The organism is Nonomuraea indica (assembly GCF_002850745.1).
Lineage (GTDB): Bacteria > Actinomycetota > Actinomycetes > Streptosporangiales > Streptosporangiaceae > Nonomuraea > Nonomuraea indica.
Map to the genome: position 1 here is coordinate 473,881 of NZ_KZ559469.1, position 22,754 is coordinate 496,634.

General features: G+C 68.4%; 20 protein-coding genes. 6 read left to right on the forward strand and 14 right to left on the reverse strand.

Going from position 1 to position 22,754, the window contains the following annotated elements; genetic code table 11:
• Positions 1-10 precede the first annotated feature (10 nt).
• From CXR44_RS13830 to CXR44_RS13855, 6 genes are all read right to left on the reverse strand, one after another.
• On the reverse strand, positions 11-1,735 hold the full coding sequence (locus CXR44_RS13830) for an AMP-binding protein (protein WP_101786298.1): 1,725 nt from the start codon (positions 1,733-1,735) through the stop codon (positions 11-13).
• A gap of 48 nt (positions 1,736-1,783) precedes the next feature.
• The gene (locus tag CXR44_RS13835) at positions 1,784-2,989 is read right to left on the reverse strand and encodes a peptidogalycan biosysnthesis protein (RefSeq protein ID WP_101786300.1); all 1,206 of its coding nucleotides are present in this window, start codon (positions 2,987-2,989) and stop codon (positions 1,784-1,786) included.
• Positions 2,990-3,010: 21 nt separating this feature from the next.
• Positions 3,011-3,943 carry a sulfotransferase domain-containing protein gene (locus CXR44_RS13840; protein ID WP_219601788.1) on the reverse strand — a complete coding sequence of 311 codons (933 nt, stop codon included), beginning with the start codon at positions 3,941-3,943 and terminating at the stop codon, positions 3,011-3,013.
• Positions 3,944-4,140: 197 nt separating this feature from the next.
• Positions 4,141-5,316: a hypothetical protein gene (locus CXR44_RS13845; protein WP_101786304.1), complete on the reverse strand. Its 1,176-nt coding sequence runs from the start codon at positions 5,314-5,316 to the stop codon at positions 4,141-4,143.
• Complete coding sequence (locus CXR44_RS13850; RefSeq protein WP_101786306.1) at positions 5,313-5,798, reverse strand: SigE family RNA polymerase sigma factor; 486 nt, start codon at positions 5,796-5,798, stop codon at positions 5,313-5,315. The genes CXR44_RS13845 and CXR44_RS13850 overlap by 4 nt, the downstream gene beginning before the upstream one ends.
• A gap of 53 nt (positions 5,799-5,851) precedes the next feature.
• Positions 5,852-6,247 carry a hypothetical protein gene (locus CXR44_RS13855; protein WP_101786308.1) on the reverse strand — a complete coding sequence of 132 codons (396 nt, stop codon included), beginning with the start codon at positions 6,245-6,247 and terminating at the stop codon, positions 5,852-5,854.
• Positions 6,248-6,442: 195 nt separating this feature from the next.
• On the opposite strand from CXR44_RS13855, the gene CXR44_RS13865 reads away from it, so the two are divergent.
• Positions 6,443-7,036, forward strand: coding sequence for a hypothetical protein (locus CXR44_RS13865; protein WP_144069957.1), 594 nt, complete (start codon positions 6,443-6,445; stop codon positions 7,034-7,036).
• Between the two features lie 301 nt (positions 7,037-7,337).
• Positions 7,338-8,804: an MDR family MFS transporter gene (locus CXR44_RS13870; RefSeq protein WP_245899130.1), complete on the forward strand. Its 1,467-nt coding sequence runs from the start codon at positions 7,338-7,340 to the stop codon at positions 8,802-8,804.
• 375 nt (positions 8,805-9,179) lie between these two features.
• Here the strand turns inward: CXR44_RS13870 and CXR44_RS13875 are convergent, their stop codons facing one another.
• Entirely contained in the window at positions 9,180-9,752 is a 573-nt protein-coding gene (locus CXR44_RS13875; protein WP_144069958.1) for a fascin domain-containing protein, read from the reverse strand.
• Positions 9,753-9,937: 185 nt separating this feature from the next.
• On the opposite strand from CXR44_RS13875, the gene CXR44_RS13880 reads away from it, so the two are divergent.
• A complete protein-coding gene (locus CXR44_RS13880; protein ID WP_101786318.1) occupies positions 9,938-10,912 on the forward strand; it encodes an ArsR/SmtB family transcription factor in 975 nt (324 codons plus the stop codon).
• 347 nt (positions 10,913-11,259) lie between these two features.
• On the opposite strand, the gene CXR44_RS13885 is transcribed toward CXR44_RS13880, so the two are convergent.
• Positions 11,260-11,445: a hypothetical protein gene (locus tag CXR44_RS13885; protein ID WP_101786320.1), complete on the reverse strand. Its 186-nt coding sequence runs from the start codon at positions 11,443-11,445 to the stop codon at positions 11,260-11,262.
• 134 nt (positions 11,446-11,579) lie between these two features.
• Here CXR44_RS13885 and CXR44_RS41680 point away from each other — a divergent pair, with 134 nt between their 5' ends.
• Positions 11,580-11,711: a hypothetical protein gene (locus CXR44_RS41680; protein WP_281260272.1), complete on the forward strand. Its 132-nt coding sequence runs from the start codon at positions 11,580-11,582 to the stop codon at positions 11,709-11,711.
• Positions 11,712-12,513: 802 nt separating this feature from the next.
• On the opposite strand, the gene CXR44_RS13895 is transcribed toward CXR44_RS41680, so the two are convergent.
• A complete protein-coding gene (locus CXR44_RS13895; protein ID WP_101786324.1) occupies positions 12,514-13,941 on the reverse strand; it encodes an AAA family ATPase in 1,428 nt (475 codons plus the stop codon).
• A gap of 172 nt (positions 13,942-14,113) precedes the next feature.
• On the opposite strand from CXR44_RS13895, the gene CXR44_RS38890 reads away from it, so the two are divergent.
• Complete coding sequence (locus tag CXR44_RS38890; protein WP_144069959.1) at positions 14,114-14,650, forward strand: hypothetical protein; 537 nt, start codon at positions 14,114-14,116, stop codon at positions 14,648-14,650.
• Positions 14,651-15,031: 381 nt separating this feature from the next.
• On the opposite strand, the gene msrA is transcribed toward CXR44_RS38890, so the two are convergent.
• Positions 15,032-15,703, reverse strand: a complete 672-nt coding sequence (gene msrA / locus CXR44_RS13905) for a peptide-methionine (S)-S-oxide reductase MsrA (protein ID WP_101786328.1) — start codon at positions 15,701-15,703, stop codon at positions 15,032-15,034.
• Positions 15,704-15,824: 121 nt separating this feature from the next.
• Here msrA and rarD point away from each other — a divergent pair, with 121 nt between their 5' ends.
• Entirely contained in the window at positions 15,825-16,763 is a 939-nt protein-coding gene (gene rarD, locus CXR44_RS13910; protein WP_101786330.1) for an EamA family transporter RarD, read from the forward strand.
• On the opposite strand, the gene CXR44_RS13915 is transcribed toward rarD, so the two are convergent.
• Genes CXR44_RS13915 through nuoL form a run of 4 tightly spaced genes read right to left on the reverse strand, consistent with a single transcriptional unit; the run spans position 16,739 to position 22,736 of the window.
• The gene (locus tag CXR44_RS13915; protein ID WP_101786332.1) at positions 16,739-17,728 is read right to left on the reverse strand and encodes a polyprenyl synthetase family protein; all 990 of its coding nucleotides are present in this window, start codon (positions 17,726-17,728) and stop codon (positions 16,739-16,741) included. The two genes, rarD and CXR44_RS13915, sit on opposite strands and share 25 nt — an antisense overlap.
• A gap of 9 nt (positions 17,729-17,737) precedes the next feature.
• Positions 17,738-19,324 (reverse strand): NADH-quinone oxidoreductase subunit NuoN, encoded by a 1,587-nt coding sequence (gene nuoN / locus CXR44_RS13920; protein ID WP_101786334.1) that lies wholly within the window; start codon positions 19,322-19,324, stop codon positions 17,738-17,740.
• On the reverse strand, positions 19,321-20,886 hold the full coding sequence (locus tag CXR44_RS13925; protein WP_101786335.1) for an NADH-quinone oxidoreductase subunit M: 1,566 nt from the start codon (positions 20,884-20,886) through the stop codon (positions 19,321-19,323). The genes nuoN and CXR44_RS13925 overlap by 4 nt, the downstream gene beginning before the upstream one ends.
• Entirely contained in the window at positions 20,886-22,736 is a 1,851-nt protein-coding gene (nuoL, locus tag CXR44_RS13930; RefSeq protein ID WP_180903413.1) for an NADH-quinone oxidoreductase subunit L, read from the reverse strand. The genes CXR44_RS13925 and nuoL overlap by 1 nt, the downstream gene beginning before the upstream one ends.
• Positions 22,737-22,754: the final 18 nt, after the last annotated feature.

Consider the following 22,754-nt stretch of genomic DNA (forward strand, 5'->3'; position numbering starts at 1 on the left):
GGCAGCAAGGTCAGGCCCATTCGTCCAGGTTCGCCCGCAGGTGCTCGGCGAAGGCGTTCAGGGTGGGATACCGGTAGACCAGCACGGGAGAGATCTCCGTTCCGAGACGGACGGAGACCTCCGACACGAAACGCATGAGGGACATCGAGGTGAAGCCGGCGTCGAAGAAGCCGCCGTCGGGGTCGATGTCGCCCCGGCCGAGAGCGGACCGCGCGCTCTCGGCCAGCACGTCCCGCAGCGTCGCCGCCCGGTCCTCGCGCCGCGCGTCCCCCGCGGCCGGCGGGCCCTGCTTCCACCCGTCGCGCTCCGGCGACGCGTCACGCACCTCGATGCTCGACGGCACGACCGCGGGGTCCAGATGCTCGCTGAGCACCGCGTGAAGCGTGTCGCCGTCCACCGCCGCCGCGGGGCTCCGTACGACGGTCAGGCGGACGGAGCCGACTCCCCGGCTGTCCTCGACGAACGTCGCCACCGAGTCGACGACGCCGGCGATCCGGGCGGCCGTGCTCTCGATCTCGTCCAGCTCGACACGCGTGCCGTTGACCTGGACCTGCCGGTCCGCCCGTCCGAGGAAGCACATCGAGCCGTCGGGCAGCCGCCGGACGATGTCGCCGGTGTCGTACCAGCGTCGGCCGTCATGGCCGGGAGCCGGCAGCGGGGTTCCGTCCGTGTAGCCGAGTGCGCAGGCATCGGCTTCCACGTGCAGCCGGCCCTCAGGACCGTCGGCGGGGACGATCCTGACCTCGACGTGGTCCAGTGGGCGTCCGATGGGAACCGGGTCCTCGCCCGCGGCCCCGGCACCGGGCGGCACCAGGTGCATGCACACCACCTGCGGGGTCTCCGACGCCCCGTAGCAGTTGGCGATCGTGGCACGGGGGGCGAACCGCGCCGTCGCCCGCAGCGCCGCGGCCGTGAGTCGTGCCCCGACCGAGCAGACCAGCCGCAGGCTGTCGACGGGAACCCGCGACGCGCCCGCCATGAGCTGGAGGAGGACCGGCGAGCCCTGGAGCACGGTGATGGACTGCTTCGCGAGCCAGTCCGCCATCAGCCGGGCATCGGCGGCCGTGCGGCTGTCGGGGATGAACAGCCTCGCACCGGTGAGCCAGGGCGCGATCAGCTCACGCAGGCTCGGGTCGTGGCCGGGTCTGCTGAGAAAGGCGACCCGGTCGGATTCGTCCATGGGCAGCGCCTTGAAGAACGCCGTGCCGGCCGCCTCGAAGGCGGCTCGTCCGACGACGATTCCCTTGGGCCTGCCCGTCGTGCCGGACGTGAAGAGGATGTGGCTGGCGTCGGCCCAGTCCGCGCCCGCCAGGCGCGAGGGTGGCGGCACGCCGTCGTTCCCGGCGGTGTCCAGCGGTTCCAGACCGGCGGGTGTGGACGACGGCCCGAAGGCCGCCACGGCGCCGGCGGCCGTCAGCGCGCCGCGCACCCGCTCGGGACCCCAGTCGCCCAGGATCGCCGGGACGGCGCCCGCGCTCCAGGCCCCCATGATCCGCGCGACGAACTCCGGGCTCCGGTCCGCCGGCACGCCGACCACGCGGCCCTCCAGGCGGTGATCCCGCAGGACGCCGCCGACCTCCTCGCCGAGCGCGGCGATGTCGCCGAAGGTGATGTCGCGGTCCTGGTGGACCAGGGCGACCCCGCTCGGGTCGCGAGGCACCCGCCCGAGAAGTCCGGGCGCGGCGGTGCCGGTCGTGTCACGGACGGGGCCAGTCGGGTCATCTTCTCGGCTCACACCGGCCTCCCTTGCGGCATGGCGTCCAGTCCATCGATCGGGGTCGCGTCACAACAGCTCGTCCCACACCGGGTGGAAGTACCTGGGATGAGCGCCGCGCAGCCGGCGCCAGTGCTCCTTGCGGTTCTCGGCCGGCGCGGTGTCGGCCCGGCGCTCCGGGTGGCCGCCGGCCGTCGCCCACGCCAGGTGCACCAGCGGGAGCACGGCCGACCCGCGCCGGGCCTTGCCCAGCTCCGCCCCGGCGCCGGTGACGACGCTCGACAACCCCGTCGCGTAGGCGTGCCTGACGGGTTCGTAGATCGCCGCGTTGAAGTACACGAACGGGTCCGGCGCCTCGTCGTCCAGGCGGCCGAAGTCCGTCACGTACAGCCGGTCGTGCCAGCGGCACATGACGCCGGCCCCGGCGGTACGACCCCGCACCCGGCACAGCACGGCCATGGCCGAGGCGTCGCCGAGCGCGGACGCGTACGCCGAGAGGCGTCGCGCGACCGTGTCCACGCCGTACGCCATCCCGTGCCTGGCCCGTACGTTCACGATCATCGGAGCGACGGTCGCGATGGCCTCGCGGAGGGGGACGGTCTCGGTCGCGCAGTCCCTGGCGAAGACCCCGACCTCCCTGCGGACACTGGTCCGGGTGTTCCGGGGCAGCGTCGCCACGTAGTCCTCGAAGTCGTCGCCGGGCAGTTCCAGCTCGGTCTGCGCGACGCTCGCCAGCCGGTGGTGATCCCCGTCGCGGACGACCGGGGCGAGGTCCCTCCACGCGGAGGCGTCGAGGAACAGGAAGAAGGTGTACGGGAGCCCGCGGTCGGCCGCGACGGCGCGGGCGGCGTCCCGGAGCGCGTCCAGGACCGCCGCCCTGGCCGGGCCCGGCAGGGTGCGGTCCACGATGAGCCGCGTGCCGAATCCCGCGCGCGAACCGGCCAGCAGCCCCAGCCGGCCGTCGGCGCCCGCGGCGTGCAGGAGGTCCTGGAAGTGGAGCTCCGGCCAGTAGAGGTAGTCGCCGCGGCTGGGGAGCGAGTCGTAGAGGGGAAGGGCGCCGAGGATGCGGGGGTGGCCCGGTTGCCGGGCGATCAGGTACGTGACGGGCGCGTCGCCGGATCGTTCGAGAGTTCGCAGCCAGGCGCGGCTCTGGAACATGTCCCGCGGGTCGGCGACGTCATCCCAAGAATGCTCCGGGATGTCGCTCAACGAGGAGACGGGCTCCACGGTCACGAGCCCGGGCACTTCCGGCTCCGTGATTGTCTGATGTGTCATCGAAATACGGCAGCCATGCGCTCACCCGGCCCCGTGATGGAGCCATTCGAGTAAATCCGGCTCCGCGAGTTCGGCTGCCCGGCGATCGTAGTGTGCACGGTCCTCGGCGGTGAGGAACTGCTGCCATTGACCGGACTTACCGCTGCGGAAAAAACGTCCGCGGTCGCGGATGAAGCCGAGTTGCTCGTCGGGTGCGAGTTCGGCGGCGCGATTGCGCATCTGCTGGAACGTGGCGGCCTCGACCAGCTCCGGCCACCTGTCCTCGTCGATCTCGATGTCGAGCCGTTCGGCGAGCCGACGCATCTGGCCGGCGAGGTCGGCGGAGAGGTCGGCGTAGTGCAGCAGGACGACGTTCGGCTCCGCTCGGCGGACCCACGCGCGGCTCTGCGTCCAGATCAGCGCGCGCAGCGAGTCGAGGTTGGCATGAGGCGGGTCGTCGTTGTCCACCCAACGCAGGAAGTACGTCCGCTCGTCGAGAAGGTCCCTCTCGTCATGGCCGTCGACCTGCGCCTCGGCCGCCCCGCCGGCGGGGTTGGCGGCCTGGTGGATCAGCCGGCGGATCACGTCACGTTTGAGGTTCTTGCCGTGGCTGCGCAGGGAGATGGCGACATCGCGCGGGTCCCGCCCCACCGTGATGAAGGTGACGTCGGGGTCGGCCGGGATGCCGTCGAGCGGAATGTGGGTCTTGATGAAACGGCGGTGCTGCTGTGCGGCCAGGTGGTCCCAGACCTCCTGCTTGGGGCGCACGAGCATGTCGATCCACGGGGAGAGGCTTGACAGGGGCGCGGGGAGCTGCGGCGTCTGGAAGACCAGGAGCGCGCAGATCATCTGAGTCCAGGTGGTGCCGCACTTCGCCGGCGAATTGATGACGATGTCGCCAGGACGAAATTCGAATCCGTCCCACCGGGAGCTGTCCTCCATCGGCGTGAGATAACGAGCCAGATGCGTCGTCACCGACGTGAGTTTAATCACTCAACAGGTTTTTAGGAAGACATGTGATGGTATGCGCGCATTCCGTATGTGAATCGCCAGTTGATTACCTTGCCCGTGTGACGGGGAGAGACTGCGCGCACAAGGAAATCCCAGCCAGGACCGTGTGACCGGCGAGACGCGCGCCGACATGCCTCCCCCGGTCGCCCGGCAGCGGCGGCTCACCAACCGCGCAGGGAGTAGGCGGTCACACTCTCCGGCAGGTCGGCGACGCGCGACAGCGCGCCGGTGTCGATGTTCCAGCCGAGCAGCCTGTCCTCGCTCTCGATGAGGACCGTGTCCTGGTTGATCCAGCCGCGCACGGGGCAGCCGCCCTTCCCGCACCTCGGGTCCGGAGCGTCGCCCCAGGGCATGAGCAGCGTCCTGACCAGCCGTCCCGTGGCGGTGTCGGCCACGACGACCACGTCGGCCCTCTCCGCCTGGCCGTCATGGCCGGACACGGACCGGGCGACGAGGCCGCCGCGCTGCCATCCGTGGTCGCCCCCGATGCCCACGGGCGTGCCGCCCTCGCCGGTGACGTCCCGCAGGTCGAGCACCACCTCCGACCCGTCCTCCCTGATGACCGTCCAGCCGCCCCTCTCGGACGGGACGATCCTGAGGCCGGGGTAGCCCGCGACACCCGAGAACCCCTTGGACGGCTGCCGCCACGCCTTCCCCGTCGCCAGGTCGAGCAGGTAGTTCGCCTTCGCCTGCTCGACGAGGAGCTGCTCGCCGCGCCACAGCACCATCTCGTTGTACCCCCGCACCGGGTAGCGCCTGGTCTGGCCGAGCACCAGGTCGACGACCACCACCTCGTCCTTCTGCGGGAAGGCGGCCATCGTCCCGTCGGGGGCGAGCGAGTTGGGCTTCAGCGGCGTCCCGCCGTTGCCGGACGGGTCCACGGCGTCGCGCAGCTTCACGTCGAGAGGGACGCGGCCACCGGCTTTCATCATGTAGATCCGCCCGTCGGCGAACTCGGCCAGCGCCAGGACGGGTCCGGACACCGCCGTCACGACGGGGATGTCGGCCCAGCTCCGCGGCAGCGCGGTCGCCAGCGTGGGCAGCGCCGCCTCACCGCTCGGCGGCGGCGCGGTGTCCATGGCGGGGGTCGCCGGGACCGTGGACGTCGTGGGCGTGACGCTGGGATGCAGGACGACGCCGCGCTCGACCGGCTCCGGGGACACGACGATCCCCACCACGACGAGCACGGTGACGGTCGCGGCCGCCGCGGCAACCGTCCACCTGCGGCGGGCGCGGCTCCGCGTGCCCTGCCGCCACAGCTCCCCCGCCCGAGGGGACCCCTCGGACAGGGTCTCGGCGAGATCGTCGAAGAGCTCCCGCAGCCTCTGGTCCGTCATATCAACACCTCTTCAAGCTCGGGAGCGACCTCGCGCAGCCGCTTCAGCGCCGCGTGCGTCTGGCTCTTCACCGTCCCGGGCGAGACCCGGAGAATCGCGGCGACCTCCCCGACGGGCAGGTCCTCGTAGAAGCGCAGCACCAGCACCGCCCGCTGCTTCACCGGCAGCCGGGCCAGCGCGCGGGCGAACACCACCTTCAGGTCCGACGCTCCCGAGGTGTCGTCGTCCGCCTGGTCGGGCGGCTCCTCGTAGACGAACTCCCGTCGCCTCCGCCACCTGGACGCCACGTCCCTGTACAGGGTGGTACGCACGTAGCCGGCCGGGTCGGTGTGCACGTCCGGCCAGCGGCGCGCCAGCTTGATCAGGGCGTCCTGGAGCACGTCCTCGGCCAGATGCCTGTCACCGCTGATGAGGATGGCGGCACGCAGCAGCCGCGGGTGCCAGGCGGCGACGAAGGCCTCGAACGCCTCGGAATCCGTCATATAGATAAGACGCCCGGGAGGGGGCGAATGGTTGGGCGGTTCGACGTTCCGCGTCAGCGCCCGAACCAACGGGCCGCCGCCGGCACGCACAACCCGACGACGATCGCCAACGGCAGGACGGCGCCCAGGTGGATCAGCGTCCTCCACCCGAACTCACCCTCGACGGCGGCCGTGGTGAGGTGCAGGCCGAGCGCGACCGCCTCGAAGGCGACAGCGCACCAGCGCACCCACTTCCTGCGGGACGACCAGCGGAAGACCAGTAACGCCAGGAGCGCCACGACCAGGACGGGCTGGAGCAGCAACACGAGAAGCCCGGGATCGCCCAGGGCTGCCACGATGCCCGGCATGATGATCGCGACCCCGAAAAGGCCGAAGGCCAGTTGGACGATCACGAGGAACCCGGCGACTCGTACGGTGCCCGGCATCCGCTCGGTGCTGTCCTCCGTCACATGGTCATTCTGCCGCGTGAAGGCGGCTGGGAGGCGTACGCGCCGAAGGCGACGAGGCAGCCGGTTTGGGCCCTGCGCGGCGAGACGCGGGTCCGGGCGTTGAGTGGCCATGCGGATCTGGTGGCGACGCCGGCGGTCCGGTGAGGGGCCGAGAACCAAGTCGTCCCCGCCGGCGTCCAACTCCTCATGATCAGCGTGACACTCTCCTTGGTGCTGGCCCTGTCGCCGGCCACCGTGACGGACATTCCGAAGAACTTCCTGCTCACCGAACGCGACGCGCGCAGGCACCTGAGCCAGCACGAGGCGGACGAGCAGGGCTACGAGATCAGCGACAAGCTCACCAGGCCGTTGCAACTGAACCCGTGCCTGCACCAGCGCGCCGTCGACCGCGGCCGGACGGCGGCACGCACGATCACGCGCTGGACCAGCGCGCCCAGCGGCTCCTCCGAGCAGCTCGTCATCTACAAGAGCCCCCGGGCCGCCCGTGCGGCGCTCAGCCGCCTCCGGGTCGAGGTCAAGCGGTGCGCGCGCAAGAGCGACCCGTCGGCGCCCGAACTGGAGATCCGGTGGCGGACGAGCCCGGCCAAGGCGGGAGACGAGGCCATCGGCATGGGTTACCAGGCCCGGCAGGACGGCAGCGTCAACCAGCTGGTCACCGGCATCGTCGCGCGCAGGGGCAGCGCACTGATGATCTACACGACCGACGAGGGAGCCTACGACCCCGGCCGGCTGACCAAGAACGCCAGGAAGCTGGCCGCCAAGGTGTGCGCGCTGCCCGGCGTCTGCTAGCTCGGCCGCAGGGCGAGGAAGAGGTCCGCGGAGCGCCGTTCACGATCGCCACATGTCTTCGAGCGGCGCGTGACCGCCGCTCAGAGGGGGCCGGGGGACGCACCGACGTATCCGTCGGCTCCGTACCGTCCGCGGGCGAAAAACGGGGTGACATTCCAGACCCGTGCCGGAATGCTGGGTGCGGCGATGAGTTTTGTCGGTCGTGCCGGTCATGCTGTGCATGACCCCAACATCGTGTGGGATCCAGGCCGGCGACGTGAGCCGTGCCCCCGTCATGTCCGACAACCCCGATCGAGGTACCGTGCCCAGCCCACAGCTCGACTCACCCGCCAAGTCCGCGACCGGCGCCCCAGGTCGCACCCCGGCCGTGATCCGGCTGCTGGTGCTCGCCACATTCGTGGTCATCCTCAACGAGACGATCATGATCAACGCGATCCCACGGTTGATGGGCGCGCTGAGCATCACCGAGCAGACCGCCCAGTGGCTCTCGACCGCCTTCATGCTGACCATGGCGGCCGTCATCCCGATCACCGGGTGGTTCCTGCAGCGGGTGTCCACCCGCGCCGCCTACACCACCGCGATGGGCCTGTTCCTGCTCGGCACGGCGCTGGCCGCTGTCGCGCCGTCGTTCGAGGTGCTGCTGGGCGCCCGCATCATTCAGGCGTCCGGGACGGCCGTGATGATGCCGCTGCTGATGACCACGTTGATGCAGGTGGTGCCGGAGTCCGACCGGGGCAGGGTGATGGGCAACGTCACCCTGGCCATCTCGGTCGCGCCCGCCATGGGCCCGGCGGTCTCGGGAGTGATCCTGCAGTTCGGGTCCTGGCGGCTGCTGTTTGCCGTGGTGCTGCCCATCGCCGCCCTGATCACCTGGGGCGGCCTGAAGCAGCTCAAGAACGTCGGGGAGCCGCAGTTCAGCACCATCGACTGGTTGAGCGTGGTGACCGCGGCCCTCGGCTTCGGCGGTCTGGTCTACGGGCTGAGCCGGTTCGAGGGCGGTGACGTCCGCGTCGCCGCCGCGATCGTGGCCGCGGGCCTGGTCGCCATCGCCGTCTTCGTCGTCCGCCAGCTGTCGCTGCAGAAGCGCGGCGTGCCGCTGCTCGACCTGCGCACCCTGCGCCACCGCACCTACACGGTGGCGCTGATCATGATGTCGGTGGCCTTCATGGCGATGCTCGGCTCGATGATCCTGCTTCCGCTGTACCTGCAGAACGTCCGCGAGCTGAGCGCCCTGCAGACCGGTCTTCTCGTGATGCCGGGCGGCCTCGCGATGGGGCTGCTCGGTCCGACGGTCGGCCGGCTGTTCGACTCGTACGGCGGCCGGGTTCTGGTCATCCCCGGCGCGATCGGGATCGCGGTCGCGCTCACCGGCTTCACCCAGGTGACGATGACCATGCCGTTCTGGCTGCTCCTCGGCCTGCACGCGCTGCTGATGGTGAGCCTGGCGGCGACCTTCACCCCGGTCTTCACCCTCGGCCTCGGAGCTGTTCCGGCGCCGCTCTACTCCCACGCCAGCTCGATCCTGAGCACGCTGCAGCAGGTCTCCGCGGCCATCGGCACCGCGCTCGTGATCACCGTGATGAGCGCGCGAGCCGACGCCCTGCGATCCGCGGGCGCCACGGAGGCGGTCGCCGTTCTCGACGGCATGCGGCTCGCCTTCATCATCGGCGCGGTGCTGTCCGTGGTCGTGATCGTCACCGCCCTGCTGCTCCCCGCCCGAGCCGGCAGCACCGGCGAGATCGAGGAGCTCCGGCCGACACCGGCGTGACGGCACCGGAGGGAGCCGAGACCGGCCGGAAACGCCGGCATGAGCACCAGCGCCTCCCAGACGAGGTTGTCGCCGCCCCGCACCCGGACGATCAGCCACTCCCGGAAGCCTTCCACGACGGTGTGACCGCTGCCCGCGTGAAACCCGGCGATGTACGTCGTGAACAACCGGTACGAGCCGTCCAGGCCGTACGCCCCGGGGCGCCGCCTGATGCCCTCCAGGTGCTCCCGGGGCGTCCGTGAGGGCCCCCGCTCAGCCGTCGCGGGACCCTGGTCCCACCGCACCGGAGAGGCGCCGCGGCAGCGCGCCGGTCATGCCCGCGCTCCGCCTGCCGATTGTGCAACAAGGTGCCGCCGGCGACCGGGACGGCAGATGTCACAGGACGCCGAAACGGTAGATCTCCCATTCCCCCATGCTCGCGGCTCGGGCCCGCAGCATGTACTTGTCGCTTCCGCTGTAACTCATCTCGGTCGAGACGAACAAGTTCGAGGAACCCTTGAACGCGTCCATATAGTACGAGGTGGTGGGATACAGCTTGAATCTCTCCCATGGCCCCACCGTCGTCGCCCGGGCCCTCAGCATGTACTTGTAGCTGCCGGTGTAGTTCATCTCGACGCTGACATAGCGGTTGTTGGCCAGAGACCTGAGGGTGAACGTGTCGGTGTTCTGGTCGATGCACCTCTCGAACTTCTCCCACGGGCCTACGCTGCCGGCGCGGGCCCGGAGCATGCCGGGAAATCGGGTGTCCCCCAGCTCGGCCGACACCACGTGCCCGGTGTAGCCGTTGACGATGTACATCTTCAGGCAGGCGACGTCGGCCGAGGCGGGCTGGGCCACCCCGACCATGCTCGCGGAGAGCGCGACGAGGACAGCGCCGAATGCGTTGAGGCGCCTGCGAACGGGGGTGTTCCCCCGCCGGCCACGCATCGTACCGAGTTTTCTGATCACGCTGATCTCTCCCGTCTGGTTCTCCGGCTGATCGCACCGTGCGGTCAGCCGGCGGAGGGCGGTGACGCGAGCTCGTAACGATGAGGCTGCCCCAGCCGAACAGCGGCCACAATGCCTTTCGGTTCTGCCTGAAAGGGTGGAGCCGGCCCTGGCTGAGCGGGACCGGCGGAGTGAGAATCATCCGCATGATCAGCATGCACTTCTCCGACGCCGACCTTCGCCAGATCACGTTCGCCCCGGCTCCGAACGCCCTGTTGGAGACGGTGCTGAGCGTGCGCCTGCTGCATGGCGCGCCGACCGGTGGGGTCTGGTCGCGGCCGGGAGTCCGCCGGCTGCACCGGCAGATGAGGGGAAGCCTGGCCCAGCGGGCCGGGGTGCTCGCACCCCTGGTCGCCCCGAAGAGCTTCGTGCCCGCGTTCCTGGTCCAGCCGGATGCCGGCGACTTCGCCGCCGGTGTCGAGCTGGCCAGTCAGACGCCCAGCTCGTATCTGGCCGCCGATCTGAGCCTGTTGTCGCCCGGCCAGCGGGCCGGACGGTGGGCGCGGGAGCTGGCCGAAGGCGCCCCCGGGGCGCGCCGGACCCTTGCCGGTGACCTGCACCGCTACTTCACCTCGTCCGTGGAGCCGCTGTGGCCGCGGATCCAGGCCGAGGCCGCCGCCGACCGCAGCCTGCGCACCGAGACCCTGCTGCGCGGCGGGATCGACGCCCTGCTGGCCACCCTCCATCCCGACTGCCGCTGGCAGCCGCCGACCCTGCGCATCCCCGTCGACGGCGACCACGACATCCCCCTGCGCGGACACGGGCTGCTGCTGATCCCGTCCTACTTCGCGCCCCGCCCGATGGTGATGTACCGGCCCGACGCGGCCACCGTGCTGGTCCATCCGATCGTCGCCACGGACCGGTCCACCGAACCGGGCAACGTACTCGGACCCCTGCTCGGCCGTACCCGCGCGGCCGTGCTGTCCACGTTGCGCGACCCGGCCACCACCACGGCCGTGGCCGAACGGGTCGGCATCTCCCTCGGCTCCGCCAGCCAGCACACCACGGTCCTGCGCAACGCCGGACTTGTCGCGACCACCCGGATCGGCGGCGCCGTCCGCCACACCCTGACCCCCCTTGGCCAGGCCCTCCTGCACAGCGGCCCGAGCCTCCGCCGGTGACCCATGGCCCGCGACCGCGACCGCCGCGGCTTCCGGCAACCGATCATCAAGGCGTTCAGGGGGCCGGCCACGATGCCACTCGAGCAATCATTCTGAGACATACCGCGTATCCGGCCCGTCCTTGCCAGCAGGCAGATCACTGCGAAGCCCGTCACCCGGTGACAGCGGTGCCCACGAGACGGGCCAGGCCGGTGCCGCGGATGCCGCAGTAGCCGTTCGGGTTCATCTCACAGCCGTCCAGCTTGGACAGCATCCGGTGGCAGGCGAGGGAACAGCGGATCTTCTCGGCCAGCGATCCGCCGGCCCTTCTTCACGGTCGCGGGTCTCGACGGACTGAGGCGTTGGAATCACCGAACACAGCCTGATCGCCCCACCGCGTTGCGCGTCTCCATCGGCAAGCGCACGATCTTGTACTGCATGCGGGCGAAGAACGTGTCTGAGAAGACCAGCACGTCCAAGTTGTCCTGAGGGTCACTGAGAAGCCGCAGCCACAGCTCGCGGGGCACGCTGGCGCGGTCAGGGAAGACCTCCACCAGCTCCTACTGGTCCGCCTCCCTCGGCGCGCCTGGCTGCTTTTCAGCAGTCAGGCCACAGGTACGTCTCGTCAGCGCAGCTTGGCCGCCTCCCGACGCCGGTGGTGCGGGACCCACCTGCGTTGATCCATAGGGTGGAAGAGACCCAGCTGCGGGTGCTGTTCAAGGGCGAGCTGTTGTCGGTGCACCCGCGCGCCTTCGTCAAGGAGGTCAACCGGCTGTCGAGCCAGCGGCCATATCGACTACGAGGTCTAGGCACGGTGTAAAGCATCAGCCGATGCCAAACCGTCAAGCATCAACTGAAGGTTGACAGCCCACATGCCAACCACTCCTTCACCTTCATGCTGGCAAGCGGACACCGCAACAGACCTACACAATCATGTCGAGCCCGGCGGTGATAGCCCACGCACGGTCCATGAAGCTCGGATTCAGCCACCAAGCTGGGCAGCCGCTTCGTCTACGCTCGCTAACAGGGCAATCCATCCGTTCAGCTTGGTTACGTCCCCATTGCAATCCAAGCGGTCAAGCAACTGCCTTCTGTGCTGCGGGAATCTTTTCGCAACACTCTCACGACGACGACCGTTCACGTCAGCCGCTCTCAGAATGCACTCGCGTAGGCATGACTTAGGGTCAGCTAGCGTCTCAACTTCATGCGTTTTCGGGAGCCCAAGCTTCACACGCCCACGAGGATTCCCTGCGACATGTCTAATCGCCTGCTCGTCAAGGAGAAGCCAAGCCTCGGTCATTCGTATAGGAATAATCGGAACGCATGTACTAGAGAAGCCAGACCGTCGAATAGCATCGTCTATCTCAGCACGGCGCGCACCCATGCCGGCATTGTCTGCATCTCTATGCACTACAAAAACGTCTGGCTCCGCACCGCCCATGAGTTTAATCGCTGCCTCGACGCGAGAATTGACATCCTTACTCACTTTTCCCAGGCGATCAAAATCCGGAGCACTCAGCCTCAGGGCGATTCCTCGAGCCGCAAAGAGGGACTCAACAATCCCGGCCAAGGGCGCATCCGAGCTGCCCTCGGCAATAAAGACTCCCGAAAATACACCCACGCTAAATCGCCAAATCTAGAGGTAGCTGAATGTGTCGTCCTGGCGGTGGCGTCAAAAACTCTATAAGATCGGCCTCCGAGAAGACAGGCTGATCAGCCATAGCACGCCATGACCCCCTGAACGGCAAGAGGGATAGAGACGAGGCGACAGTTCCATCTGCCGTCTTTTGCGGCACTACCGCAGCTAGCAGGAGATCGTCAGGATCGCACAGTTGGACGACACCAGGAGAGTGCGTGTTCACTATAACTTGCCGGAACGGATTTTCCACTCCCGGGCTCTCTTGAGGGTCGACAGCGAGATCTCGCACTAGTTCAACTATTGCAGGAAGATTCGCCGGGTGGATTCCATTCTCCGGCTCCTCCATGCATATCACGCCCGAAACCGTAGGGTCCTCCAGCAAAACGCATAGCGCTAGAAACCGCAAAGTTCCTTCCGACAGAGCCCGTGCAGGCAACCGCAGGCCGCCCTTTTCCTGCAGAAACAGCGTGAAGACCTCCCGAACAGGGTCAGGTTCTACAGTTACACTTTCCACGCCCAGCCCGGCAAGGTCCGCCAACCGACTCGAAACTCGCGCATATACCGCGGCCGGGTCGGCGGCGAGCTCTTCGCTAACACTTTCACTCGCTATGCGAAAGAGCGTGGCTGCCAGATGCCGGCCATTCGCAGACATTACTCGGGGAGCCGAGAAGTCATCTGGTGCTCTCAGGGATGATGGCTCAAGAGCCAGACGTCTCCAACTTTGCATTTCGCGGCGCGCTGCGAGAATTGTTGGATAGTCATTCGTGGTGACCGTACTGAGCACTGTTCGCCCAGCCCTTGCCGCCGCGCGCGGTTGCGGCTTGCCGAAACTACCGCCATCTCCATGCACATTTATGACCGTCCCACTTTCACGTTCCTCTGTAGAAAGGAAGGCACCACCACGTCTCTGGCCGGTTATAACTGCACTACGAAAGCGCTTAGCACTGAGAGGAAACTTCAGATGTTTCGGTGCATCGCCCCGTGTAATATGGCGCAACTCCTCGCGCGTTAGTACCAGACGACCGATACTACTTTCACCGCTAGGAGGTGCGTAGCGAATACTTATTTCGTACCGGAGGAACGTCGTCGTCGCATCTGCAACTGCCCCTAGATCGTCTTCCACAACTGGAGGGACAATCATTTCTGCTGCAAGATGCATCTCGCGAGGGTGCTCTCGGTAGCCATCCCAGAACAGATCACGCGGGTCACCGCCACGAAGGCCGGACGCTCCCCTAACTCGCTGGGCGGACTCCATCAACGGCTCGCTCGCCAGCGCTGAAAGAAACTCGATGACATCAAAGACGTTCGACTTACCAATACCATTGGCGCCTGCTATACACGTGAAAGGGCCAAAGTCTACTTGGACGTCTAGCAAGTTCTTGAAGCCCTGCACTTCCAACCGTGTCAGCATGTCATCAGACTAGCGGGCTTCCCGAAAAAAGCGAAGCATGAAGCTAAACTGCCCTCATGCCCTATAGCCTGAGACCAGGGCCGAAGCGTTCTCGACTGGTGAGCGCCTGCGGGCATGACGCGGCTGCGTGATTGAGGGCACCCCGGGATGCGAATGACAATCGCGACCCCCGATGTCTACGCCAGTCGATCAAGAGCAGGGCCGCATTCGCGTGCCATCATCCCCGATCGACGTGCTCGCCCGCCACCCGGAGCACGTCACCGCTGTCAGCCTGCCCGCCGACCTGCTCGACCTGCCGACCCCTGGCCAGGGCCCTGGACGCGGTCTGGACCTGTCGGACCTGGTGATCACGGCTGACGCCCTGCGCACTCAGCATGCCCACGCCCACCAGATCGCCGCCGCCGATGGCCACTACCTGTTCATCGTCAAAGGCAACCAGCCCACGCTCCTGCGCCGTCTCAAGGCCCTGCCCTTGGCGAGAAGCGATCCTCAACGACCGTACCGACGAGCAACGGCACGGCCGACGCGAGATCCGCCGCATGAAGATCTGCACCGTCCGTCGCACCTGCCCTTCCCGCATGCCACCCAGGCGATCCAGGCAAACGCCGCCGCACCGACTACCGCACCGGCAAGACCACCATCATCACGATCTACGCCATCACCAGCCTCCCACCAGGCCGGATCACCCACGCCCAGCTCGCCGCACTGATACGCGGCCACCGGAGCATCGAAGCCCTGCACCACATCCGCGACGTCACCTACCGCGAGGACACCTCACACATTCGCACCGGCACCGCACCCCGCATCATTGCCGGCCTCCGCAACCTCGCCATCGGCCTGGCCCGCCTGATCGGCTGGACCAACATCGGCGCCGCCACCGACCACTACGCAGCCATCCTGAGGACGGCCTTCAGCTACTCGGGTTCACCAGCTGAGAACGCTTCACCCTGAGCCTGAGACGAGGCCAGCGCAACTGTAGCTTCGCATGCTCGGTCAGATGCCACATGTTTAGCTGCAACCCGCGTCAATGAATATGGCGGCGGCTAGCCGACTCTAGGCTGCCCAGCTACGGCCTCCCCAAGGTCTACGCCTACGCCTCCCCGGGCGTCAGGCCCACCGGGCAGGCGACCCCGGTGCCGCCGATGCCGCAGTAGCCGTTCGGGTTCTTGAACAGGTACTGCTGGTGGTACTCCTCCGCGTAGTGGAAGGGGCCCGCCGGGGCGAGTTCGGTGGTGATGGCGCCGTGGCCGGCCGCCGTGAGGACCCGCTGGTAGGCGTCGCGGGACGCCTCTGCCGCCTTCTGCTGCTCCGGGGAGTGGTAGTAGACGGCCGAGCGGTACTGGGTGCCGACGTCGTTGCCCTGGCGCATGCCCTGGGTGGGGTCGTGGGCCTCCCAGAAGACCTTCAGGAGCTCCTCGTAGGAGATCCTGGCCGGGTCGTAGACGACCCTGACGGCCTCGGTGTGGCCGGTGCGGCCGCTGCAGACCTCCTCGTACGTGGGGTTGGGCGTGTAGCCGCCCTGGTAGCCGACCGCGGTGCTGACGACTCCGGGGGTCTGCCAGAACGTGCGCTCGGCGCCCCAGAAACAGCCCAGGCCGAAGTCGGCGATCTCGGTGCCGGCGGGGTACGGCGGGGCGAGGGGGGCGTCGAGGACGGCGTGCCGGGCGGGCACGGGCATGGTCTCGTCGCGGCCGGGAAGGGCCTCCTCGGGCCGGACCATCGTCGCCCTGTCGCCGAAACCGCTGCCGAACAGCCAGCTCATGGTGCCACCTCCACAGTCTGCGTCCACTGTACAAAACGCTCAACCGTTTAGAAGTCCTTCATATTTCCATATAGTGGTCCGCATTTGTATTTAAAGGTGTGGATCGCCTTAGATGGAGGGTATGCCTGACCTTCGCCGCGGTGTGCTGTTCGGCGTGGCCGCCTACACGATGTGGGGACTGTTCCCCCTCTACTGGCCGCTGCTCAAGCCGTCCGGAGCCGTCGAGATCCTCGCCCACCGGATCGTGTGGTCGCTCCTGGCCGTCGTCGTCGTGCTCGCCGTGCGCAGGCACTGGTCGTGGATCAAGGACCTGCTCCGGCAGCCGCGGAAGCTGGGACTCCTGGCACTGGCCGCGGCGATCATCACGGTCAACTGGGGCGTCTACATCTACGCCGTCAACAGCAACCACGTCGTCGAGAGCGCCCTGGGCTACTTCATCAACCCGCTCGTGAGCGTGCTGTTCGGGGTGGTGCTGCTACGGGAGCGGCTGCGGCCGCTGCAGTGGACGGCGGTCGGGTTCGGCACCCTGGCGGTGCTGGTGCTCACCCTCGACTACGGCAGGCTGCCGTGGATCGCGCTGACGCTCGCGGTCTCGTTCGGCGTGTACGGGCTCGTGAAGAAGCAGGCGAACGTGGGCGCGGCCGAGAGCCTCACCGTGGAGACGCTGGTGCTGATGGCCCCGGCCGCCGCCTACCTCGTCTACCTGGAGGCGGCGGGCGAGGCGACCTTCGGGCACACGACGACGGGGCACGCGCTGCTCCTGGTCGGCGCGGGAGTGATCACAGCGGTGCCGCTGCTGTGCTTCACCGCGGCCGCCATCAGGGTGCCGCTGAGCACGATCGGGCTGCTGCAGTACATCGCGCCGGTCCTGCAGTTCATGTGCGGGGTGCTCGTCGCGAAGGAGACCATGCCGACCAGCCGGTGGATCGGCTTCTCGATCGTGTGGCTGGCCCTGGCGATCTTCACCTACGACAGCATCCGCGCGGCGCGGGCGACCGCCCGGGGCCGCAGGGAGGCCCTGGCGGCGGTGCGGGCTCAGCCGGAGCGCTCGACCACGTAGTCGCACAGCGCCAGGAAGGCGTCCTTGGCCGGGATGTCGGGCAGGCCGGCGAGGTCGGCCCGGGCCCGGTCGACCCAGGCGGTGAGCTCGGCCCGCGCCTGGTCCATCGCCGGATGCGCCCTGAGCAGCCGCAGAGCCTCCTCGACGTCCTCGTCGGGCACCGGGCCCGACAGCAGCTCCACGAGCCGGGAGGAACCGTCTGCGGCCAGCGCGTACAGCACGGGCAGCGTGCGGATGCCCTCACGCAGGTCGGTGCCGGGCGTCTTGCCCGACTCGGTGGAGTCGGACGCCACGTCGAGCAGGTCGTCACCGAGCTGCCACGCCACGCCGATGGCCTCGCACGCCCTGCTGAGCCGCTCCTCGACGTCCGCCGGAGCGCCCGAGAGCAGCGCGCCGAACCGCCCGGAGGCGGCGATCAGGGAGCCGGTCTTGTCGGCCAGCACGCTGATGTAGTGGGCGACCGGGTCGTCGTCGCCCTTCGGCCCCACCGTCTCGCGGATCTGCCCCTGCACCAGCCGCGAGAACGTCTGCGCCTGGATGCGGATCAGCTCCGGCCCGAGGTCGGCCAGGATGTCGGAGGCCTGGGCGAACAGGTAGTCGCCGGTGAGGATGGCCACGGTGTTGTCCCACCGCGCGTTGGCGGACGGCGACCCGCGGCGCACGCGGGCCTCGTCCATGACGTCGTCGTGGTAGAGCGACCCGAGGTGGGTCAGCTCGATGACCACCGCGCCGGGCACGACGCCCGGCGCCGACGGGTCGCCGAACTGGGCGGCCAGCAGCACCATCAGCGTGCGGAACCGCTTGCCGCCCGCCTCGATGAGGTGCTTGGACGCCTCCGTGACGAAGGCGTCCTCGCTCTCCACCGACGAGCGCAGCAGCTTCTCGACCGCGGCCAGCCCGGTGGACACGTCCTGCGCCAACCGCTCGTCCTCGATCGGAAGGTCAACAACGGGAGGCGCAGACATTCGGGTCCCCTATCGGATGAACAGGCCGGAGGCGGCCTGGTTGGCCAGGTCGAGTACGGGCTGCGGGAACAACCCCACCCCTACCGTAACCAGCAGGGCGACGGTGATGACGGCCACGGTGCCCATACTCGGCACGGCGATCGTCGGCCCGTCGGCAGCGGGCTCGCTGAAGAACATCAGCACGATGACGCGGACGTAGAAGAACGCGGCGACGGCCGAGGCGACGACGCCCAGCACGACCAGCCCGGTCATCCAGCCGCCCAGCGAGTCGCCGGACTCCATGCCGCTGCCCAGCGCCGCCGTGAAGACGGCGTACTTGCCGAAGAAGCCGCTCGTCAGCGGGATGCCGGCGAAGGCGAGCAGGAAGAACGCGAAGACCCCGGCCAGAACCGGCGACCGCTTGCCCAGCCCGGCCCAGCGGGACAGGTGCCAGGCCTCGCCTCCGGGGTCGCGCACCAGCGTCACCACCGCGAACGCGCCCACGGTCGTCAGGCTGTAGACCAGCAGGTAGAACAGGATGGCCGACAGCGAGCCGGAGTTCTGCCCGGCCTTGTCGTACGTGGCCATGACGCCGATGAGCAGGAAGCCCGCGTGCGCGATGGACGAGTAGGCGAGCATCCGCTTGATGTCGGTCTGCGTGATGGCCAGCACCGAGCCGATGATCATGGTGAGGGCCGCGACGGCCCACATGACCGGACGCCAGTTCCAGTCGAGGTTCCCGAGGCCCACCCAGAACACCCGCAGCACGGCGCCCACGGCCGCGACCAGCGTGCCGGAGGCCATGAGCGCGGTGATGGGCGTCGGAGCGCCCTGGTAGACGTCCGGCTTCCACGCCTGGAACGGCGCCGCGCCGATCTTGAACAGCAGGCCGACGCCGAGCAGCGCCAGACCGATCATCAGCAGCGGGTCCAGCAGGCCGCTGGTCCCCAGCGCCTTGCTGATGCCCGTCAGGGAGACGGTGCCGGCGAAGCCGTAGATCATCGCCGCGCCGTACAGGAAGAACGCCGAGGAGAACGCGCCGAGCAGGAAGTACTTCATCGACGCCTCCTGCGACAGCAGGCGGCGACGCCGGGCCAGGCCGCACAGCAGGTACAGCGGCAGCGACATGACCTCGAGCGCGACGAACATCGTCAGCAGGTCGTTGGAGGCGGGGAACAGCATCATGCCGCCCACCGCGAACAGGACCAGCGGGTAGATCTCGGTGTGCTCGCTGCCCGCCGCCTCGGCCTCCTCCTCCTCGGAGCTGCCGGGGACGGCGGCGGCCGAGGCGACGAAGTGGCCCTCGTCATTGATCATCAGCACGCACACGGCCGACAGGATGAGCACGACGCCCCAGATGAACAGGGCGGGCCCGTCGATCGCGACCGCGCCCATGGCCGCGGCCGTCTCGGCCAGGTCGCCCTTGACCACCGTGACGATCACCAGCGCGAACGCGCCCAGCAGCGACAGCAGCGTGAGCGGCATGTGGATCGCCCTGCGCAGGTAGCGCGGGGCGAACGCCTCCACCAGCACGCCGAGCACGGCCGCGCCGAACACCAGCAGCAGCGGCGCCAGCGCACCGTACTCGATCGTCGGCGCCTCTATGACACCGTTCACTGGCCGGCCCCCTTCTCAGCGATAGCCGGGTTGTCCACTTTCACGTTGACCAGCGTCTGGGTCACCGCGGGGTTGATCACGTCGAGCAGCGGCTTGGGGAAGAACCCGAAGCCGATGATCAGGGCGACCAGCGGCGCGAGCACGGCCACCTCGCGCACGTTCAGGTCCTTGAAGGCCTTGACCGGCTCGGCCGTCGGCCCGTTCAGCGCCCGCTGCACCATCCACAGGATGTAGACGGCGGCCAGGATCACGGCCACCGCCGACACGATCGCGGCGACGGTCAGCGCGCCGGAGCCGAACGCCGGGCTGGAGTACGTCCCGACCATGACCATGAACTCGCTGACGAACGACGACAGCCCCGGCAGCGACAGGCCGGCGAGACCGGCGATCAGGAAGTAGCCCGCCAGCAGCGGGGCGACCTTCTGCACGCCGCCGTAGTCGGCGATGTGCGGCGAGCCGCGCCGGGCGATGAGGAACCCGGCGGCCAGGAACAGCGCGCCGGTCGCGAAGCCGTGGTTGACCATGTACAGCGTCGCGCCGGCCTGGGAGACCTGCGACATGGCGAACACGCCCATCACGATGAACCCGAAGTGCGAGATCGACGTGTAGGCGATCAGGCGCTTCATGTCGGTCTGGCCGATGGCCACGATCGCGCCGTAGATGATGCTGATGACCGCGAGCACCACGATCGGCATCGTGAACGCCTTGGCGGCCTCCGGGAACAGCTCCAGGCAGAAGCGCAGCATCCCGAACGTGCCCACCTTGTCGAGCACGCCGACGAGCAGCACCGCGGCGCCTGCCGGGGCCTGCGCGGCGGCGTCGGGCAGCCAGGTGTGCACCGGCCACAGCGGCGCCTTGATGGCGAACGCGATGAAGAAGCCGGCGAACAGCCACTTCTGCGTGGCCGGGTCCTGGATGACCCCGACGAGCTCGGGGAACATGAACGTGCCCTTGCCCGCGACCACGTACAGCCCGATGACCGCGACCAGCATGAGCAGGCCGCCGAACAGGGAGTACAGCAGGAACTTGACGGCCGCGTAGGACCGCTGCGCGCCGCCGTACGACCCGATCATGAAGTACATCGGGATCAGCATGGCTTCGAAGAACACGTAGAACAGGAAGATGTCGGTCGCCGCGAAGACGCCGATCATCATCGCTTCCAGCACGAGCAGCAGCGAGAAGTACGTCTTGACCGACCGCTTCGGCGTGATGAGCGTGCCGTCGGCGGTGCGGACGCCGTCGGCGTCGTGCCACGAGGCCAGCACCACGATCGGCACCAGCACCGCGGACAGGGCGATGAGCACCAGCGCGATGCCGTCGACGCCGACGCCGAAGTGCACGCCGAAGCTCGGGATCCAGTCGTAGACGGCCTCGAACTTGAACCGCTCGCCGCTCGCCGACGGGAACTGGAACGCCATGACCAGCGTCAGCACCAGCACGACCAGCGAGACCGCCAGCGTGAGCTGCTTGGCCGCCTTGTCGCTGCCCTTGGGCAGCAGCGCCACCACGATGGCGCCCAGCACGGGCACCGCCATGAGTATTGGGAGCCAGAGTGACGACATCAGATGTTCCCAACGAGGAGCAGGGCGCCGGTCAGCAGGGCGGCACCGATCAGGATGGACAGCGCGTACGTTCTGGCGAAGCCCGTCTGGATCCGCCGCAGGCGGCCGGAGGTCCCGCCGATGCCCGCGGCCAGGCCGTTGACCACCCCGTCGATGCCGCGGTTGTCGAAGAACACCGCGATGCGGGTCAGCCACTGGCCGGGGCGCATGAACAGCGACTCGTTGAGCGCGTCGCCGTACAGGTCACGCCGGGCGAACGTGGTGAGGAACGAGCCGCGCGGCGCCACGACGGGCACCGTGGCCTTGCCGTACCTCATCCAGGCGAACCCCGCGCCGACCGCGACCAGCGCCAGCGTGGTGAGGCCGGGCGTGCTCGCGAAGTGGAACTCCGGCAGGTTCGCGTCCGAGGGACGACCGGTCGCCGGGCCGAGGAACACCATCAGCCGGTTGCTCAGGATGAGGTAGCCGCCCAGGAAGACCGAGCCGATCGACAGCACGATCAGCGGGATCGTCATGACCTTCGGCGACTCGTGCGGGTGCGCGTCCTCCGCCCACCGCTTCTCGCCGAAGAAGGTCATGAAGACCATCCGCGACATGTAGAAGCCGGTGATGCCCGCGCCCAGCACGGCCAGCCAGCCCAGCACGGGCTGCTCGTGGACCGCGGTCTCGATGATGCCGTCCTTGGTGAAGTAACCGGACAGCAGCGGGAAGCCGATGATCGCCAGGTAGCCGACCATGAACGTGGCGAAGGTCAGCGGCATGTACTTGCGCAGGCCGCCGTACTTGCGCATGTCCACCTCGTCGTTCATGCCGTGCATGACCGAGCCGGCGCCGAGGAACATGTCGGCCTTGAAGAAGCCGTGCGTGATCAGGTGACCGATCGCGAAGGCGTAGCCGGCCGGGCCGAGGCCCGCGCCCAGCATCATGTAGCCGATCTGCGACATCGTCGAGCCGGCCAGGCCCTTCTTGATGTCGTCCTTCGCGCAACCGATGATCGCACCGGCGAGCAGCGTGGCCGCGCCGACGATCGCGACGGCCAGCGCCTGCGGCGAGCCCGGCTCGAAGAAGAACGCGCCGGAACGGACCACCAGGTAGACGCCGGCGGTGACCATGGTCGCCGCGTGGATGAGGGCCGAGACCGGGGTCGGGCCCTCCATCGCGTCGAGCAGCCAGGACTGCAGCGGGAGCTGGGCCGACTTGCCGCACGCGCCGAGGAGCAGCAGCAGGCCGATCGCGGTGACGGTGCCCTGGGAGGCGGTGCCCACCTGGGCGCCGAGGTCGGCGAAGGCGAACGTGCCGAACGACGTCCAGATGATGAACATGCCGACCAGCAGCCCGAAGTCACCGACGCGGTTGACGACGAACGCCTTCTTCGCGGCGACCGCGGCCGACGGCTTGAACTGCCAGAACCCGATGAGCAGGTAGGAGGCCAGGCCGACGCCCTCCCAGCCGATGAACAGCCCGACGTAGTTGTCGGCCAGCACCAGCAGGAGCATCGCGGCGACGAACAGGTTGAGGTAGGCGAAGAAGCGGCGCCGGTCGGAGTCGTGCGCCATGTAGCCGATCGAGTAGATGTGGATCAGCGACCCGACACCGGTGATCAGCAGGGCGAAGCTGATCGACAACGGGTCGATCAGCAGCCCCATGTCCACCATGCCGGGAATGAACTCCCACAGGTGCACGGCCTGACGGCGCTGCGCCTCGGGCAGGCCGATCAGCTCGAAGAAAGCCAGCACCGCCACGACGAACGAGGCGAGGGACATGGCCACGCCCAGCAGGTGCCCCCACCGGTTGGTGACCCGCCCGAGGATCAGCAGGATCGCCGCCCCCAGCAACGGGAGAGCGATCATGAGCCACGAGACGCCGAT

Excerpts from the sequence above, each read along its gene's own strand:
- CXR44_RS13835 (WP_101786300.1), bottom strand. The coding sequence starts at position 2,989 with ATGACACATCAGACAATCACGGAGCCGGAAGTGCCCGGGCTCGTGACC.
- CXR44_RS13845 (WP_101786304.1), bottom strand. The coding sequence starts at position 5,316 with ATGACGGACCAGAGGCTGCGGGAGCTCTTCGACGATCTCGCCGAGACC.
- CXR44_RS13850 (WP_101786306.1), bottom strand. The coding sequence starts at position 5,798 with ATGACGGATTCCGAGGCGTTCGAGGCCTTCGTCGCCGCCTGGCACCCG.
- CXR44_RS13880 (WP_101786318.1), top strand. The coding sequence starts at position 9,938 with ATGATCAGCATGCACTTCTCCGACGCCGACCTTCGCCAGATCACGTTC.
- CXR44_RS13895 (WP_101786324.1), bottom strand. The coding sequence starts at position 13,941 with ATGCTGACACGGTTGGAAGTGCAGGGCTTCAAGAACTTGCTAGACGTC.
- CXR44_RS38890 (WP_144069959.1), top strand. The coding sequence starts at position 14,114 with ATGTCTACGCCAGTCGATCAAGAGCAGGGCCGCATTCGCGTGCCATCA.
- msrA (WP_101786328.1), bottom strand. The coding sequence starts at position 15,703 with ATGAGCTGGCTGTTCGGCAGCGGTTTCGGCGACAGGGCGACGATGGTC.
- rarD (WP_101786330.1), top strand. The coding sequence starts at position 15,825 with ATGCCTGACCTTCGCCGCGGTGTGCTGTTCGGCGTGGCCGCCTACACG.
- CXR44_RS13915 (WP_101786332.1), bottom strand. The coding sequence starts at position 17,728 with ATGTCTGCGCCTCCCGTTGTTGACCTTCCGATCGAGGACGAGCGGTTG.
- CXR44_RS13925 (WP_101786335.1), bottom strand. The coding sequence starts at position 20,886 with ATGTCGTCACTCTGGCTCCCAATACTCATGGCGGTGCCCGTGCTGGGC.
- nuoL (WP_180903413.1), bottom strand. The coding sequence starts at position 22,736 with ATGATCGCTCTCCCGTTGCTGGGGGCGGCGATCCTGCTGATCCTCGGG.